This window comes from Ruegeria sp. CF1, assembly GCF_056537445.1.
Genome location: NZ_JBQFRN010000001.1, coordinates 403373 through 419537, shown reverse-complemented (window position 1 = coordinate 419537; position 16165 = coordinate 403373). Strand labels below are relative to the sequence as shown.

Annotated in this window: 14 protein-coding genes; 11 read left to right on the top strand and 3 right to left on the bottom strand. The window is 58.0% G+C overall.

Going from position 1 to position 16165, the window contains the following annotated elements; genetic code table 11:
- Nucleotides 1-4: 4 nt before the first annotated feature.
- A complete protein-coding gene (gene trpE, locus ACRZ96_RS02100; protein WP_480814191.1) occupies nucleotides 5-1516 on the top strand; it encodes an anthranilate synthase component I in 1512 nt (503 codons plus the stop codon).
- Nucleotides 1517-1540: 24 nt separating this feature from the next.
- Here the strand turns inward: trpE and ACRZ96_RS02095 are convergent, their stop codons facing one another.
- Nucleotides 1541-3022: a divergent polysaccharide deacetylase family protein gene (locus ACRZ96_RS02095; protein ID WP_480771469.1), complete on the bottom strand. Its 1482-nt coding sequence runs from the start codon at nucleotides 3020-3022 to the stop codon at nucleotides 1541-1543.
- A gap of 197 nt (nucleotides 3023-3219) precedes the next feature.
- On the opposite strand from ACRZ96_RS02095, the gene ACRZ96_RS02090 reads away from it, so the two are divergent.
- The 6 genes from ACRZ96_RS02090 (at nucleotide 3220) to lexA (ending at nucleotide 8037) form a co-directional block, all read left to right on the top strand.
- A complete protein-coding gene (locus ACRZ96_RS02090) occupies nucleotides 3220-3801 on the top strand; it encodes an anthranilate synthase component II (protein ID WP_170392975.1) in 582 nt (193 codons plus the stop codon).
- Nucleotides 3798-4817 carry an anthranilate phosphoribosyltransferase gene (gene trpD, locus ACRZ96_RS02085; protein ID WP_170465332.1) on the top strand — a complete coding sequence of 340 codons (1020 nt, stop codon included), beginning with the start codon at nucleotides 3798-3800 and terminating at the stop codon, nucleotides 4815-4817. Before ACRZ96_RS02090 ends, trpD begins: the two co-directional genes overlap by 4 nt.
- Entirely contained in the window at nucleotides 4814-5626 is an 813-nt protein-coding gene (trpC, locus tag ACRZ96_RS02080; RefSeq protein WP_480814190.1) for an indole-3-glycerol phosphate synthase TrpC, read from the top strand. The genes trpD and trpC overlap by 4 nt, the downstream gene beginning before the upstream one ends.
- Nucleotides 5626-6099: a cyclic pyranopterin monophosphate synthase MoaC gene (moaC, locus tag ACRZ96_RS02075; protein WP_480704925.1), complete on the top strand. Its 474-nt coding sequence runs from the start codon at nucleotides 5626-5628 to the stop codon at nucleotides 6097-6099. The genes trpC and moaC overlap by 1 nt, the downstream gene beginning before the upstream one ends.
- Entirely contained in the window at nucleotides 6096-7268 is a 1173-nt protein-coding gene (locus tag ACRZ96_RS02070) for a molybdopterin molybdotransferase MoeA (protein WP_170392971.1), read from the top strand. Before moaC ends, ACRZ96_RS02070 begins: the two co-directional genes overlap by 4 nt.
- 70 nt (nucleotides 7269-7338) lie before the next feature.
- Nucleotides 7339-8037 carry a transcriptional repressor LexA gene (gene lexA, locus ACRZ96_RS02065; RefSeq protein WP_170392970.1) on the top strand — a complete coding sequence of 233 codons (699 nt, stop codon included), beginning with the start codon at nucleotides 7339-7341 and terminating at the stop codon, nucleotides 8035-8037.
- On the opposite strand, the gene ACRZ96_RS02060 is transcribed toward lexA, so the two are convergent.
- The gene (locus tag ACRZ96_RS02060) at nucleotides 8031-10058 is read right to left on the bottom strand and encodes a ComEC/Rec2 family competence protein (protein WP_480771471.1); all 2028 of its coding nucleotides are present in this window, start codon (nucleotides 10056-10058) and stop codon (nucleotides 8031-8033) included. The genes lexA and ACRZ96_RS02060 overlap by 7 nt on opposite strands.
- Before the next feature lie 78 nt (nucleotides 10059-10136).
- Between ACRZ96_RS02060 and gltX the strand changes: the two genes are divergently transcribed.
- The 3 genes from gltX to ACRZ96_RS02045 all read left to right on the top strand — a co-directional run bounded on the left by gltX (nucleotide 10137) and on the right by ACRZ96_RS02045 (nucleotide 14065).
- Nucleotides 10137-11543 (top strand): glutamate--tRNA ligase, encoded by a 1407-nt coding sequence (gene gltX, locus ACRZ96_RS02055; RefSeq protein ID WP_480759479.1) that lies wholly within the window; start codon nucleotides 10137-10139, stop codon nucleotides 11541-11543.
- Between the two features lie 114 nt (nucleotides 11544-11657).
- Nucleotides 11658-12953, top strand: coding sequence for a citrate synthase (gltA, locus tag ACRZ96_RS02050; protein WP_170392967.1), 1296 nt, complete (start codon nucleotides 11658-11660; stop codon nucleotides 12951-12953).
- A 170-nt stretch (nucleotides 12954-13123) separates the two neighbouring features.
- Entirely contained in the window at nucleotides 13124-14065 is a 942-nt protein-coding gene (locus ACRZ96_RS02045) for an autotransporter outer membrane beta-barrel domain-containing protein (protein ID WP_480814189.1), read from the top strand.
- Nucleotides 14066-14074: 9 nt separating this feature from the next.
- On the opposite strand, the gene ACRZ96_RS02040 is transcribed toward ACRZ96_RS02045, so the two are convergent.
- Entirely contained in the window at nucleotides 14075-15142 is a 1068-nt protein-coding gene (locus ACRZ96_RS02040; RefSeq protein ID WP_480814188.1) for a PA0069 family radical SAM protein, read from the bottom strand.
- A 315-nt stretch (nucleotides 15143-15457) separates the two neighbouring features.
- Here ACRZ96_RS02040 and ACRZ96_RS02035 point away from each other — a divergent pair, with 315 nt between their 5' ends.
- Nucleotides 15458-16156, top strand: a complete 699-nt coding sequence (locus tag ACRZ96_RS02035; RefSeq protein WP_170392964.1) for a corrinoid protein — start codon at nucleotides 15458-15460, stop codon at nucleotides 16154-16156.
- Nucleotides 16157-16165 lie beyond the last annotated feature (9 nt).

Genomic DNA, 16165 nt, shown 5'->3' with positions numbered 1-16165 from the left:
GAACATGGCCCTGACCCCGGATTTCGAAAGTTTCGCGCGCGCTTATGATGCGGGCGAAAATCAGGTCGTCTATACCCGCCTCGCCGCTGATCTGGATACGCCGGTTTCACTGATGCTGAAACTGACAGGCGCTCAGAAAGACGCCTTCATGCTCGAGTCGGTAACCGGGGGTGAAGTGCGTGGGCGCTATTCGATCATCGGAATGAAGCCCGATCTGATTTGGCGCTGTCAGGGCGAGACATCGGCCTTGAACCGATCAGCCCGCTTCGATGGCGAGGCGTTCGAGCCACAGGATGGCAACCCGATGGACAACTTGCGCGCCTTGTTGGCTGAAAGCCGCATCGCGCTTCCCGATGACCTGCCGCAGGCCGCCGCTGGCCTGTTTGGCTATCTGGGCTACGACATGGTCCGGTTGGTGGAATACCTGCCGGATGTGAACCCTGACCCGTTGGGCCTGCCCGATGCGATCATGCTGCGCCCCTCGGTCATTGCTGTGTTGGACGGCGTCAAAGGCGAGGTTACCGTAGTGTCGCCCGCATGGGCCAGCGAGGGCCAAAGCGCCAAAGCCGCCTATGCGCAGGCCGCTGAGCGTGTGATGGATGCCGTGCGTGATCTTGAGCGTGCCATGCCGGCCGAGACGCGCGATCTGGGTGACGCAATTGAAGTTGGGGCTCCTGTCTCTAACTTCACCAAATCGGGCTATATGGAAGCCGTTGAAAAGGCCAAGGAATATATCCGTGCGGGTGATATCTTTCAGGTCGTCCCGGCCCAACGCTGGACACAGGATTTTCCACAACCGCCATTTGCCCTCTACCGCTCGCTGCGGCGCACCAACCCGTCGCCATTCATGTTCTATTTCAACTTCGGCGGCTTTCAGGTCGTAGGTGCAAGCCCAGAAATTCTGGTGCGTGTCTTCGGCAATGAGGTCACGATCCGCCCTATCGCGGGTACCCGCCCGCGTGGCGCGACGCCCGAAGAAGACAAGGCCAACGAAATCGACCTGCTGGCCGACAAAAAAGAACTCGCCGAGCACCTCATGTTGCTGGACCTGGGCCGCAATGACACCGGGCGTGTTTCTAAGATTGGAACCGTGCGTCCTACCGAAGAGTTCATCATCGAGCGCTACAGCCACGTGATGCACATCGTATCAAACGTGGTCGGTGAACTGGCCGAAGACAAGGACGCATTGGACGCGTTCTTTGCCGGGATGCCTGCAGGCACGGTATCAGGCGCGCCCAAAGTGCGCGCGATGGAGATCATCGACGAGTTGGAGCCTGAAAAGCGCGGCATCTACGGTGGCGGTGTCGGGTATTTCAGCGCAGGCGGCGACATGGATATGTGCATCGCGCTGCGGACGGCCATTGTGAAGGACCACAAACTGTATATCCAAGCTGGAGGCGGCGTTGTCTATGACAGCGACCCCGAAGCGGAATACATGGAGACCGTCCATAAATCGAACGCCATTCGCCGCGCGGCTGCGGATGCGGCGCGGTTTACAGGCAGCGGAAACATCTAGTAGGGCGGCGGATGGTCGCTGCCGTCACCCGTCCGTCAGCGATCCCGCAACGTCCTGCTGGACTTCTTTCATCATCACGGCAGAAATTGGGGCCATCGCCACGCGGCTGCCGCGATCCTCAAGCCCCCACAGCAACAGGGCCGAGATCGTCTCGGGACGCAGACGACCCAGCATCACCACAGCACCTTCCTGTCCGGCGCGGAAGGCTGCCTGATCCAGAAAACGCCGCATGATCTTGGGGTCCTGTTTGGCACCATCGAAATCGCGGAACACTACGCTGGATGGAATGCCGTTGCGCGCTGCAAGCTTTTGCGCAGTGTTTAGACCATTGTCCTGCGTCACCAGCCCGCGCCCGGTATCTCCGGCAATCGCCGCAACCTGATCAGCCAGCTTTCGATTGCCCTGAATGCCGCTTCCGACACCTTCCAGAATGCCAACGGTTTGAGGCAATTGATCCAACCACACCGACAACGACACCTCAGCGTCCTGAGCACTGGCGGCTTCGTGCATGTCAACCAAGGCCAATACTTCAAATCCAGCCTCGCGATGACGGGCCATTTTTTCCGCTGCATTCGGGTCAGACGGGCTGACGGCAAAACTTAGCGGGTATGGGAAATCCTGCAACGCCTCGGCCCCAAAAGCCCCTTCATCATCGATCAGAATGATCGACATCAATGGCTTGGATTCTGGATTTTCGAAGGTGGCAGCATGTGCTTCGATGGGCTTAGCCACCACTTCTGGAGTAATCACGGCTTGTTCGACGGGCGGGTCATCCCTTTCGGTTAGGGGCACGACACGCTTGCCGATCAACGAACCGGAACCTGTGGCCCCCTCTCCGCCAATTTGCGGCAGGGTCAATACGCGCGGCTGACGTACAGGGCGGGTATCTTCTTCACCCTCAACCGCGATTGGATTTTCATCAGGCACGGGTTCCGCTTCCTGAGCCTCTGGAGCTGCATCCGGCACATCCGCGATCTCAGGCTGCAAGGCAGCGACCTGAGGGGCCTCCTTGGGCGTTTCTTCCGCAACCTGCGGTTCCGGGGCTTCCTCGGGCGCAGGCGCTGCTGGAGCATCCGCGAGCGCTGCCGGTTCGGCTTCCTGTTGTGGCGAGGTTGGTTCGGCAAGTGGATTTGGCGGTGCCGCGGGCGCTTCGGTTTGAACGGTCACGTCAGAAGATGAGATCGCTGCAGGTGCCTCGGCTACGGTCGGTGCTCCACCCGCCTCAGGACGGGCACCGGGCTCAAGCTCGATACCTGCCAAGCCATCCAGCGAATCTGATGATAGATCGGGGGTTTCAGGGCCGGATGGTGGCAACTCAACCAGATCAGCATCTGCATTGCTTTCTTCAACTTTCGCAGCCTCCAGGGGCTGCGGAGTATCAGCCACTTCGGGCGCTGTTGCCGTCACATCTGGTTTACGTGACAAAGGAGTTGTCAGCGAAAGAACCGCGCCCAGTGCCAATACCGAGACCGCCCCGGCGATCACTCCACCGTAAAATCCGCTCATCGAAATCTCGCCTCTCGCGTTGTTTCGTGCCTCATCTGCCCAGACGCCATCTTCCGCGACGCTCACCTGTACGGTGTCAAGTTGGGTATGTCCTCTTGACGCTGCCGCACAAGCCTGAGCATGTATGTCCCGACATTATACCGCGCTCAGGGACTGCATCGCCAGCCCGAAATGCCCATAGGAAGATAAGTGCCCAAATGCTGCTGCTGATCGACAACTATGACTCGTTTACCTACAACCTCGTTCATTATCTGGGTGAGCTCGGGGCTGAGATGGTCGTGCGCCGGAATGACGCGCTGGATGTGCAGGAAGCAATGGCGATGAACCCGGCTGGTATTCTGCTCAGCCCCGGCCCTTGTGATCCCGATCAGGCGGGCATCTGTCTGGCCTTGACCGAAGCCGCGGCCGAGACGCAAACACCGCTGATGGGGGTCTGTCTGGGGCATCAAACCATCGGTCAGGCATTTGGCGGCAAGGTTGTGCGCTGTCATGAGATCGTGCACGGGAAAATGGGCACGATGAAACACACCGGCAAAGGTGTATTCGCTGGCCTGCCCTCGCCCTTCGAGGCCACCCGGTATCATTCGCTTGTCGTAGAACGCGAAAGCCTGCCCGATTGCCTTGAGATCACGGCCGAGCTTGAGGATGGCACGATTATGGGTCTGCAGCACAAAGAACTGCCGATCCACGGCGTCCAGTTTCACCCGGAATCCATCGCGTCCGAGCATGGTCACGCCCTGCTCAAGAACTTCCTGAACGAAATGAAAGTCCCCGCATGAGCGACGCTCTGAAACCGCTGATCGGTGCTGCGGCCGATCGACCTTTGACCCGTGCCGAGGCTGAACAGGCCTTTGGCATACTCTTTGATGGGGCCGCCACGCCCAGCCAGATCGGCGGGTTGCTGATGGCAATGCGCACGCGCGGCGAGACGGTCGAGGAATACGCCGCCGCCGCTGCCGTAATGCGCGCGAAATGCAATGCAGTGAAAGCTCCCGCTGGCGCGATGGACATCGTTGGCACGGGGGGCGACGGCAAAGGAACACTCAATATCTCGACAGCCACGGCTTTTGTGACGGCTGGCGCCGGTGTCACCGTTGCAAAACACGGTAATCGGAATCTGAGCTCGAAATCCGGCGCAGCAGATGCTCTTGGGCAGCTAGGTATCAACGTAATGGTCGGCCCGGAAGTCGTTGAAAAAGCGCTGAAAGAGGTCGGTATCGGCTTTATGATGGCCCCAATGCACCACCCGGCGATCGCTCATGTCATGCCTTCGCGGCAAGAACTGGGGACGCGCACGATTTTCAACATTCTGGGCCCCCTGACCAACCCCGCCGGAGTGAAGCGCCAACTGACCGGTGCGTTCAGCCGCGACCTGATTCGCCCGATGGCCGAAACTCTGGGTCTGCTTGGGGCTGAACATGCCTGGCTAGTCCACGGCTCAGACGGTACGGATGAGCTTACGATCACCGGGGTCAGCTGGGTCGCGTCGGTTGAGGACGGCGTTGTCAAAGAGGTCGAGCTTCACCCTGAAGACGCGGGCCTTCCGGTGCATCCGTTCGAAGATATCATCGGCGGCACCCCCGAAGAGAACGCGGTTGCCTTCCGCGCCCTGCTGGATGGGGCACCTTCAGCCTACCGCGACGCGGTGCTGCTGAACTCTGCCGCGGCGCTGGTCGTTGCAGATGCGGCAAGCGATTTGCGTGAAGGCGTAGCAATGGCCACAGAAAGCATCGACAGCGGCAAGGCCCGTGAAAAGATCACCGCGCTGGCGCGCATTACACAGGAAGCCGCATGACCGAGACCGTTCTGGACAAGATCAAAGCGTACAAGCTGGAAGAGATCGCTTCGGACAAAGAGCATAAATCTCTGGAAACACTGGAATCCGAGGCTCGGAACGCGCCCGAGGTCCGGGGCTTTGCCGAGGCGCTGCATACAGCGATGCGCAAAGGGTATGGCTTGATCGCCGAGGTCAAGAAGGCAAGCCCGTCCAAGGGCCTGATCCGCGCTGATTTCGATCCGCCCGCGCTTGCCCAAGCGTATGAAGAGGGCGGCGCGGCTTGCTTGTCTGTTCTGACGGACACGCCCAGCTTTCAGGGTGACAAATCCTTTCTGACCGAAGCGCGCGCGGCCTGTTCGTTGCCCGCTTTGCGGAAGGACTTCATGTATGACCCCTATCAGGTGGTCGAAGCCCGCGCATTGGGCGCAGATTGTATCCTCATCATCATGGCCTCGGTCAGCGATGCGCAGGCCGCCGAGCTTGAGCAAACCGCGTTTGACTGGGGCATGGATGTTCTGATCGAAGTTCACGACGCAGACGAGCTTGCGCGCGCATCGCAGCTGAAAAGCCCGCTGATCGGGATAAACAACCGCAATCTCAAGACCTTCGAGACGACTCTTGTTACAACTCGTCATCTGTCAAAGCTGGTTCCAGCGGATCGCACGATCGTCTGCGAGAGCGGCCTTAGCACTCCGGCGGACCTCGCAGATATCGCCCGCTACGGTGCGCGCTGTTTCCTTATTGGTGAAAGCCTGATGCGTCAGGATGATGTAGCTTCGGCAACTCGAGCACTGCTCGCCAACCCGCTCATTCCCGGAGTGATGTGATGCCGCTGACCCATTTTGATGCCAAAGGTGAGGCCCATATGGTGGACGTGTCCGACAAGGCTGTCACCGACCGGGTTGCGGTTGCATCTGGATACATCAAGATGGCGAAGGAAACCTTTGATATCATTTCAGAAGGACGCGCTAAGAAAGGCGATGTTCTTGGTGTTGCCCGACTTGCGGGCATAATGGGCGCCAAGAAAACGCCTGACCTGATACCTCTGTGTCATCCGCTACCCGTGACCAAAGTCGCCATTGAACTGAGCTTAGACACGGACCTTCCCGGCGTTCAGATTGAAGCGACTGTAAAGACTTCCGGCCAGACCGGCGTAGAGATGGAAGCGCTGACAGCAGTCTCGACAGCCGCACTGACGGTTTACGATATGGCGAAGGCCGTGGACAAAACGATGGAGATCGGCGGCATTCGTGTTCTACTGAAAGACGGCGGAAAATCAGGGCGTTACGAGGCATCATGATCTCGGTTGAAGAAGCGCGGGCTCTGCTGTTCGATCTGGTCTCACCGCTGCCCGCAGAAACGGTTGCCCTTGCCGAGGCTGCCGGTCGTATCCTGGCAGAAAACGTTGCAGCAACGCGTGATCAGCCGCCCTTTGCTGCGTCATCGATGGATGGGTACGCCGTCAAGGCGGCCGAAGTCGAACTGCATGCAATGTTCAAAGTGGTTGGCGAAGCAGCGGCCGGACGTCGCTTTGCTGGAAGCGTCGGACCCGGCCAAGCTGTGCGGATATTCACTGGTGCGCCTGTGCCGGATGGTGCAGATTTCGTCGTCATACAGGAAGATGTCGACCGACGCGGTGATCTGATCACCATAATCGACGCCCCCGGTGAAAAGACCAATATCCGCCCTGCGGGGATCGATTTCAGCATCGGTACGCAGATCACGGCCCCGCGCCAGCTCAGACCCGAAGATGTCGCATTAATGGCAGCGATGAACATCGCTTCGGTCCCTGTGACCCGCAAACCCGTGGTTGCACTAATCTCAACCGGTGACGAACTGGTGATGCCCGGAGAAACACCCGGCCCCGATCAGATCATCGCCTCAAATACCTTTGGTCTTAAGGCGTTACTGGAAGATGCTGGCGCACAAGTTCGTGTACTTCCTATCGCACAAGATACCTTAGCGTCATTAGAAACAGCTTTTGGCTTGGCACAGGGCGCTGACCTCGTGGTGACCATCGGAGGGGCGTCGGTTGGCGAGTACGACCTGGTTGCGGATGTCTCGGAAGGTCTTGGGCTGAAGCAATCGTTCTACAAGATTCGCATGCGACCGGGTAAACCACTGATGGCCGGGCGGCTTGGGGATGCTGCGATGGTCGGTCTACCCGGAAACCCGGTCAGTGCCATGGTGTGCGGTTACCTGTTCCTCATCCCAATGGTGCGCCGCATGTTGGGGATTGAACAGGCCCTACAGCCATTCCAACGCGCCCGCCTTTCTGCCCCGCTCGGAAAAAATGGCCCGCGTGAGCATTATATGCGGGCGGTGTTGGACAACGGCGGCATCCGCGCCTGTGATGATCAGGACAGCTCGCTGCTAAGTGTTTTGGCGCAAGCCAATGCACTATTGGTACGCCAACCCCACGATCCCGCGCGCGAGGCCGGGGATGAGGTCCTTTACCTGCCGATCTAGCAAATCCGTTGACACAAAACGTGAACATGCGTAGAACAAAAGAAAACGCATGAGCGACGAGGTATGAGCAATGCTGACCAAGAAGCAACTGGATTTGCTGGAATTCATCCACAAACGCGTGCAAGCGGACGGTGTTCCGCCCAGTTTTGATGAGATGAAGGCCGCGTTGGATCTACGGTCAAAATCCGGGATTCATCGACTGATCACCGCGCTGGAAGAACGTGGCTTTATCCGCCGCCTTGCCCATCGGGCTCGTGCCATCGAAATTGTCAAGCTGCCAGAAAGCCTTGGGGGAGAGCCCACGGCAGGTTTCAAACCGCGTGTGATTGAAGGCGATCGTCCTGAAGGTCCACGCCCCGCGAACTTTGAACCCGTCACAGTTGATGCGATGGAATTGCCTGTTATGGGCCGGATTGCTGCCGGTGTACCGATCGAAGCGATCAGCCATGTTTCGCACCGCGTTGCGGTACCGGGCTCGATGGTTTCGGGCCGTGGTGAACATTATGCGCTTGAGGTTCGTGGCGACTCGATGATCGACGCCGGTATCAACGATGGCGATGTCGTGGTAATCCGCGAAACCACAGCCGCTGACAACGGTGACATCGTGGTGGCATTGGTGGAAGATCAGGAAGCCACGCTGAAACGGTTTTTCCGCCGAGGTCAGGCCATTGCGCTGGAAGCGGCGAATCCGGCCTATGAGACCCGCGTGCTGCCAGAGGACAAGGTGAAAGTTCAGGGCCGCCTGGTAGGCTTGATCCGAAGCTATTGAGGCAGCTTGGGGGACCAGAGGCGGCGGCCTGAGATATCAGAACTCGCGAACAAACGCCCCTTGGACAACGCAAGACTGTCTGTCTTCTGCAGAAATTCCGTATCGTAAACGCTGCATTCACCGGTCAAAGTCAACGACACCGGGGCGACAATGATCTGATCTTTCCTGCATTCCTGAAAGGCGCTCGCAGCCCGCTTGCCAGTCAAGTGGACAAGCTCTTTGTCTCCCAGCAGAAAACGTTGAATTCCCGATGATGCCTCTGGCCATCGCAAAGCGGCCTTTGGTTGATCTGCCCCGTCCCCGTCATTTTCCAGCCACACCGACGCGACAAATCCGCTGCCTTTCGGTTTGCTCAGCGCGCGCCCGTGTTCAGTCATCACTCCGACCAGCCCGCCGGTATCGGCGATCAGCACGTCTGGGCGGCTTCCCTGACCCCACAGCGCTATCGCCAATGCCGCCGGGGCGATGCCGAGCCACCGTGCGTGCCCTTGCCACAGCATTAGCCACAGAAGAGACAGAGCCAGAACAGGCAATACGAAATAGTCTGGGCTTACTACGTACCCGCGCGCGCCCTCCAGTCCCGCGACCCAATTGGCAACGGTAAGGATCCATCTCAGCCCAAGACCCATTACGTGCAATGCAATCGCTTCAAGCCCAAAAGGTGCAAGAAGGGCGGCGACCACCGCACTTGGAACGACCAGCGTTCCCATGACGGGCACGGAGACGAGATTTGCCAGCAACCCGTAGTGCGAAATGGCGTTGAAATGCGCCGCCCCGATCGGAGCTGTCGCGATCCCCGCGATCGCCGAGGATGTCAACAAGGCCAGCACAGGCCGCAGCCATTTTGGGCCTGGCATTGGGCCATAGTCCCGCAACGCGCCAAACCCTGCGACCAAGGCGGTTGTGGCTGCAAAAGACATCTGAAATCCGGGGCTCAAAAGAGTTTCTGGACGAAAGGTAAGAACAATCAGCGCAGCCACGGCCACCGCCCGCAACGAAATCGCGCGCCGGTCCAACAATACGGCCCCCAGCATAACGCAGACCATCACAAAGGCGCGCTCAGTCGCGACGTTCCCACCAGACAGAAGCAGGTAGATTGTCGACGCGAATAACGCGCAGAGCGCGGCCACCTTGCGTACGGGCATGCGAAGCGCGATGACAGGTACCATTGAGAACCCCATGCGGCATGCCACAAAAACGAAACCGGTCAACAAACCCATGTGAAGGCCCGAAATCGCCAGAAGATGAGCCAGGTTGGACGCGCGCAACGCCTCTAACGAGGCCTGCCCCATCCCGCTGCGATCACCGGTAGTTACAGCGGCGGCAAAGCCCCCGACTTCGCCCGGCAGGATCGTGCGCACCCGATCCGAGATCTCCATGCGCCAGGCCGTGATACGCACTCCGTCCAAACCATCTTGCGCCGCAGCCGACGTCAGGACCGGAACCCGAGTGTATCCAACAGCGCCGAGTTGCTGGAACCAGGCGTGGCGGCGAAAATCAAAACCTCCGGGTTCAACTGGCCCTTGCGGCGGCGAAAGATGTGCTGTGGTCATAATCCGCTGACCCGGGGACAGCGCAACTGACTCACCGTGAATAGAAAGCCGGATGCGCCGGGGTCTTTGATCAGCAGGAACGTCCCCGATCCGCACCTGATCCAATGTCACCCTCAGCGCATCCGACGCAGAGCGGTCCAGCGCTACGACCCTCCCCTCGACCGGGCCATAGTAACGCCATTGCAGGACCGGCTCCGCAACCATATGTGCCCGCGTCCCGGCCAGAGCGAACCCCATCGCGATCAGGGCTAAGCCAGTGGCCAGCGGTGACCACGCGGCCCCCATCCAACGGGTGGAGGCAAGCGCCAGCAAGGCAAGCGCCAGAACGCCGACATAGAGCTCAACCTCGGGTTCGAACCTGAGGCTGAAATACCAACCAATCCCGACCGCCAGGCAGATCGGGGACCACGGAAACAAGTGTCCCCGCTGGGTCAGCAATGCGGTCTCGACCCGTGTCAGAACACGCATGGTTGCCCCCGTCCTTTGGGCTGGGTAGATAGTCGCCAAACTATGCCCGCTAAGGTTACCAAAAGGTTAATCCACACCATGTCCGATCAGGTCGTCACCCGTTTTGCCCCCTCTCCCACCGGATTTCTGCATATCGGTGGCGCCCGCACTGCGCTGTTCAACTGGCTTTATGCGCGGGGTCGCGGCGGCAAGTTCCTGTTGCGGATCGAGGATACCGATCGGGAACGTTCCACGCCGGAAGCAACAGCGGCCATACTGCAAGGCATGGACTGGCTAGGGCTTGATCATGACGGTGAGGTCGTCAGCCAATTCGAGGGTGCCCCTCGACATGCAGAGGTCGCGCATCAGTTGCTGTCCGACGGCAAGGCATACAAGTGCTTTTCGACGCAGGAAGAAATCGCTGCGTTCCGCGAACAGGCCCGGGCCGAAGGGAAATCGACCCTGTTCCGCAGCCCATGGCGCGAGGCCGACCCGGCCACCCATCCGGACGCCCCTTACGTGATCCGCATCAAGGCCCCGCAAGACGGCACCACCGTGATCCGTGATCAAGTGCAGGGCGATGTGACTATTCGAAATGAGCAATTGGACGACATGATCCTGCTGCGTTCGGATGGGACTCCGGTCTATATGCTGGCTGTTGTGGTTGATGATCACGATATGGGCGTAACCCATGTGATCCGGGGCGACGATCACCTCAACAACGCCGCCCGTCAGATGATGATCTACGAGGCGATGGGTTGGGATGTACCAGTCTGGGCGCATATCCCTTTGATCCATGGACCCGATGGGAAAAAGCTCAGCAAACGTCACGGTGCGTTGGGGGCGCAAGAATATCAGGCCATGGGATATCCGGCATCCGGAATGCGCAACTATCTGGCTCGGCTGGGCTGGAGCCATGGGGATGATGAGTTCTTTACCGATGCCCAAGCTAAAGAGTGGTTCGATCTGGATGGCATTGGCAAAAGCCCGGCGCGGTTTGATGTGAAGAAGCTTGAAAACCTTTGTGGACAACATATTGCCGTCGGGGAAGATGCCGCGCTGCAGCATGAAATTCAGGGATATCTGAAGTCAGCTGGTTTGCCGCCGCTTTCTGAAACACAATCCAGTGATTTGGTCCGTGCGATGTATTGCCTCAAGGACCGCGCACGCACGTTCCCGGAACTCATTGAAAAAGCTCATTTTGTGCTTACGTCGCGACCTATCCAGCCAGATGAAAAGGCCGCAAAGGCGCTGGCATCTGTATCCGACGGTATACTGAAAGAATTGACGCCGCAGCTGCAAAATGCTAGCTGGTCCCGGAACGAACTGGAGGAGACCCTGAATTCGTTCGCAGAGGCGAATGGGGTTAAGTTCGGCAAATTGGCTGGTCCGCTGCGGGCGGCACTAGCGGGCCGGGCAGTTACACCTTCGGTATTTGACATGATGCTTGTGCTTGGGCGCGATGAAACCCTGGCGCGGCTTTCTGATGCAGCGAACCCGGCCTGATTTCACATAAGGGTAACGCTGCTCCGTTAAGAACGGACTGCGCGACGGAACGCAGTCGTTGCCTGCTTTGTCGGACAGCGATCCGGCATGCGCACGAATGAAGAAGGGACAAACATGACCGAGAGCAAAAAATCAGCCAAACTGACTGTCCACGGCGAAAGCTATGATCTGCCGGTGTTTTCTCCGACCGCTGGGCCCGATGTGATCGATATCCGCAAGCTCTATGGTCAGGCTGGCGTCTTTACTTATGATCCGGGTTTCACTTCCACCGCAAGCTGTGACAGCACCATTACATTCATCGACGGTGACAAGGGCGAGTTGCTGCATCGCGGTTATCCGATCGAACAGATCGCCTCGAAGTCGCATTTCCTCGAACTCAGCTATCTGCTGCTGTATGGCGAGCTGCCTTCGGCGAAGGATCTGGAGAACTTCGAGACCACAATCACCCGCCACACGATGCTGCACGAGCAGATGCAGTATTTCTATCGCGGATTCCGCCGGGATGCGCATCCGATGGCCATCATGGTGGGTGTGGTTGGTGCCATGTCCGCGTTCTATCACGATTCGACCGACATCGCGGACCCGCGTCAGCGTGAAGTAGCTTCGCACCGTTTGATCGCAAAAATGCCGACCATCGCGGCCTGGGCCTACAAATACCATATTGGTCAGCCCTTCGTGTATCCGCGCAACGACCTGGACTATGCGTCAAACTTCCTGCGCATGTGTTTTGCCGTTCCTGCCGAAGATTACGAGGTGAACCCGATTCTGGCACGCGCCATGGATCGTATCTTCATGCTGCAGGCGGATCACGAACAGAACGCCTCGACTTCGACGGTGCGTCTGGCATCTTCTTCGGGTGCAAACCCATTCGCCTGTATCGCGGCCGGTATCGCCTGTCTATGGGGTCCGGCCCATGGTGGTGCGAACCAGGCTTGCCTTGAAATGCTGGAAGAGATCGGCAGCGTCGACCGCATCCCCGAGTTTATCGAGCGCGCCAAAGACAAAGATGACCCGTTCCGTCTGATGGGCTTTGGCCACCGCGTCTACAAGAACTTCGATCCACGCGCGAAAGTGATGAAGCAATCGGCAGACGAAGTGCTTGACCTGCTGGGCGTGGAAAACAATCCCAAACTACAGGTCGCGAAGGCGCTGGAAAAACAGGCTCTGGAAGATCCGTATTTCATCGAGAAGAAACTGTTCCCGAATGTCGACTTCTATTCGGGCATCGTGATGGAAGCGATGGGCTTCCCGACCTCGATGTTCACGCCAATCTTCGCGTTGTCACGTACCGTTGGCTGGGTTAGCCAGTGGAAAGAAATGATTGCCGATCCACAGAATAAGATCGGACGCCCACGTCAGCTATATCTGGGCGCGACCAACCGCGATTACGTGGACATCGAAAACCGCTGATCCACACACAATATCGATGTTAAGACCCCGGTTATCCGGGGTCTTTTTTCCGTAGCGTCACCAAAATGAGACCGTTCGAAACCAAACGTAAATGACTGTTTCGATGCATCTTTCCGCACTGCGTTAGTCCGCCTAATGTTGCCGCGTCCGGCGAATAGTGTTTGGTTCTCATGCGTTTCATCTTCTTGTTCATTATGTTGCTACTTGCGCAATCGGCATCCGCTCAAAGCGTGCTGGAGCGTGCTTTTGAGAAGCAGCAGCAGGAAAACGCCGCCGGGTCGTTGGCAATCTTGGGGTTGGCAGGCATCCCGGACGATTCTGCCAGCGCAATCTCACTGCAATCAAATACTGACAATCGCGATTACGATTTCAAATCCGCCCAGCTGGGCGGCGGGTTTCGCCTTGCTGAGGGCGTGCCGATCTATCTTGAGGGGTATATAGGCTACGCGCGCTATGACCCCGTTCTGACCTTCAGCGGCACCGGAGATACCACGCGTATTCCACTGAAATGGACCAGCCTCGCCCTGACCGGCGGTGTCGGCTATCAGTTCGACATCGGCGAGTATTGGAAAATGACCCCGATGGCCCATATCTCGGTCGGACGTACGCAATCCGACGCATCTGTCGGTGCGCAAGCCATCGCCAACCGCCTGGGGCTTGATCGAGACTTTCTCGAAAGCGGCGGCATCTGGGCTGGTGGCGCAGGCGGATCGATGACGGTCTCGTACGAAAAAGCTCTGTCCAACGATCGGGAATTCGAGGCGAGCCTGCGCTATACCCATATCGAATACTGGCCTATCGGAGACAACGAGGACTTGTTGGTTGAATCAACTGCCGCAAATGTAGTTCTGTGGTCACGCTACCGCTTTCCAACTGGAAAACGCATGTTCGGTCGCCCGGTCCGCTGGGTGGGCGATCTGTCCCTGTCCTATCTGATCGGGGATCAGTCACTTGTATTGGGCACCGACTGGCTGGCCCGCGTAGGTGGTGGGATCGAGGTCGATCTGTCTGACACATGGGTGCCTTGGGTATCAACGACACGGTTTATGGTCCGCTACTACGGCAGCGATACCGTCAACGGCTTCTCGGCCGGTATTGGCATTAGTTTCTGAACCAAGGCTTCAAAACAAAGCCAGTTGATCACCGGGCTGGGGTGGAGGTGCAAACGCCGCACAGTTCAGAGGCGGCATGTCTGTCGACAGCCCGAGACGTTTGACTGCGGCCTTGAACCGTTGCGCAATCATCTCGGCATAGGTCCCCTCGCCCCGCATGCGGTGGCCCCACCGGGGGTCATATTCCCTACCCCCATGCATTTCGCGCAGCCGTGCCATCACCTTCTCAGCCCTGCCCGGCTGATGTTCGATCAACCACTCGCGCCAGAGCGCGGATACTTCACGGGGAAGCCGCAGCATGATCCAGCTTGCAGCATCGGCGCCAGCCTGCTTTCCGGCCTCCAACAGGTTTTCCAATTCATGATCGGTTAAACCGGGAATCACCGGAGACGTCATAACGCGCACTGGCACGCCAGCCTCGGTCAGGTTGCGGATCATTCCGAGCCTGCGCTGTGGTGAAGGCGCCCGGGGTTCCATCCGCCGGGAAAGATCCCGGTCCAATGTGGTCAGCGAAATGCCAACCCGGACAAGACCATTGCTGGCCATCGGTGCCAGAATATCAAGATCACGCTCGATCAGAGTCCCCTTGGTCACAATACCGACCGGATGTTGAAAATCTCTCAGAACCTTTAGACAGCTTCTTGTTATCTTGCGTTTTTTTTCGATCGGCTGATAGGGGTCGGTGTTGGTGCCCAGTGCAATCGTGGCCACCTTGTAAGAACGTGCCGAGAGTTCGCGACGCAATAGCTCAGCCGCATTGGGTCGCGCAACAAGGCGGGTTTCGAAATCCAAACCCGGAGACAGCCCCAGATACGCATGCGTTGGCCGAGCAAAGCAATACACGCATCCATGCTCGCAGCCCCGATATGGGTTTATGGATCGGTCAAAAGGTAGGTCAGGCGACTTGTTATAGGTGATCAGATTGCGCGCCATTTCTTCCCGAACTTCGGTCCGCAACGGGGGCAGTTCGTCTGGCAAATCCCAGCCATCTTCGGTCAACTCGGTTGTAAACCTCTCGAATCGACCTGCTTCGTTTGAGGTTGCTCCGCGCCCAGGGTTTTTGATGGCAGCAGTCATTTGTTCGCCTTTTGTTCCTATCACTAGATGTAATTAAAACCAGTTTCACTGGCAAGATTCATGTTTCGATTCCCAAAAATCATCAGATGCTCGAAACCGGCGACGCATTAGACTGCAGGTGAATTTACCGTGGCTAATGAAACCAATGCAGGATGATCTTGCAAAATTCGATGTCGCTGAGTGCGAATATTCGGCCTATAGGTCGGTCTCAGAACGACCTAGGTCGCAATCGTCACAGTAGACCTGCGACGAAATGGCCAAAACGGTGAAAATGCCACCACGGGCCGCAGGCCCGCACAGCTCAGGGAAATACCCATGTCTGATGAAGAAGACATCGTCCTGTCCGAACTGAATGACGACGAACTCGTCGAACAGATGTTCGATGACCTTTATGACGGCCTGAAGGAAGAGATCGAAGAAGGTGTGAACATCCTGCTCGAGCGCGGATGGCAACCCTATGACATCCTGACCAAAGCGCTGGTTGGCGGCATGACAATTGTCGGCCACGACTTCCGCGACGGAATCCTGTTCGTGCCTGAGGTGCTGCTGGCGGCCAACGCCATGAAAGGCGGTATGGCGATCCTGAAGCCTCTGCTGGCTGAAACTGGTGCTCCGCGGGTTGGCAAGATGGTGATCGGCACCGTAAAGGGCGACATCCATGACATCGGCAAGAACCTTGTTGCGATGATGATGGAAGGCGCCGGGTTCGAAGTTGTCGATATCGGCATCAACAACCCGGTCGAGAACTACCTCGAAGCGCTGGAAAACGAACAGCCCGACATTCTGGGCATGTCCGCTCTGCTGACGACGACGATGCCTTATATGAAGGTCGTAATCGACACGTTGGTCGAACAAGGCCTGCGTGATGAGTACACCGTTCTGGTTGGCGGCGCTCCGCTGAACGAAGAGTTCGGCAAGGCGATCGGCGCTGACGGCTATTGCCGCGACGCAGCCGTGGCGGTGGAAATGGCCAAGGACTTCATGTCGCGCAAGCACAACCAACTGGCCGGCTAAGGCGCGAGA

What these genes read in the sequence shown, in the direction of transcription:
- trpE (WP_480814191.1), top strand. Translation starts at nt 5, where the DNA reads ATGGCCCTGACCCCGGATTTCGAAAGTTTCGCGCGCGCTTATGATGCG.
- ACRZ96_RS02095 (WP_480771469.1), bottom strand. Translation starts at nt 3,022, where the DNA reads ATGAGCGGATTTTACGGTGGAGTGATCGCCGGGGCGGTCTCGGTATTG.
- ACRZ96_RS02090 (WP_170392975.1), top strand. Translation starts at nt 3,220, where the DNA reads ATGCTGCTGCTGATCGACAACTATGACTCGTTTACCTACAACCTCGTT.
- trpD (WP_170465332.1), top strand. Translation starts at nt 3,798, where the DNA reads ATGAGCGACGCTCTGAAACCGCTGATCGGTGCTGCGGCCGATCGACCT.
- trpC (WP_480814190.1), top strand. Translation starts at nt 4,814, where the DNA reads ATGACCGAGACCGTTCTGGACAAGATCAAAGCGTACAAGCTGGAAGAG.
- moaC (WP_480704925.1), top strand. Translation starts at nt 5,626, where the DNA reads ATGCCGCTGACCCATTTTGATGCCAAAGGTGAGGCCCATATGGTGGAC.
- ACRZ96_RS02070 (WP_170392971.1), top strand. Translation starts at nt 6,096, where the DNA reads ATGATCTCGGTTGAAGAAGCGCGGGCTCTGCTGTTCGATCTGGTCTCA.
- lexA (WP_170392970.1), top strand. Translation starts at nt 7,339, where the DNA reads ATGCTGACCAAGAAGCAACTGGATTTGCTGGAATTCATCCACAAACGC.
- ACRZ96_RS02060 (WP_480771471.1), bottom strand. Translation starts at nt 10,058, where the DNA reads ATGCGTGTTCTGACACGGGTCGAGACCGCATTGCTGACCCAGCGGGGA.
- gltX (WP_480759479.1), top strand. Translation starts at nt 10,137, where the DNA reads ATGTCCGATCAGGTCGTCACCCGTTTTGCCCCCTCTCCCACCGGATTT.
- gltA (WP_170392967.1), top strand. Translation starts at nt 11,658, where the DNA reads ATGACCGAGAGCAAAAAATCAGCCAAACTGACTGTCCACGGCGAAAGC.
- ACRZ96_RS02045 (WP_480814189.1), top strand. Translation starts at nt 13,124, where the DNA reads ATGCGTTTCATCTTCTTGTTCATTATGTTGCTACTTGCGCAATCGGCA.
- ACRZ96_RS02040 (WP_480814188.1), bottom strand. Translation starts at nt 15,142, where the DNA reads ATGACTGCTGCCATCAAAAACCCTGGGCGCGGAGCAACCTCAAACGAA.
- ACRZ96_RS02035 (WP_170392964.1), top strand. Translation starts at nt 15,458, where the DNA reads ATGTCTGATGAAGAAGACATCGTCCTGTCCGAACTGAATGACGACGAA.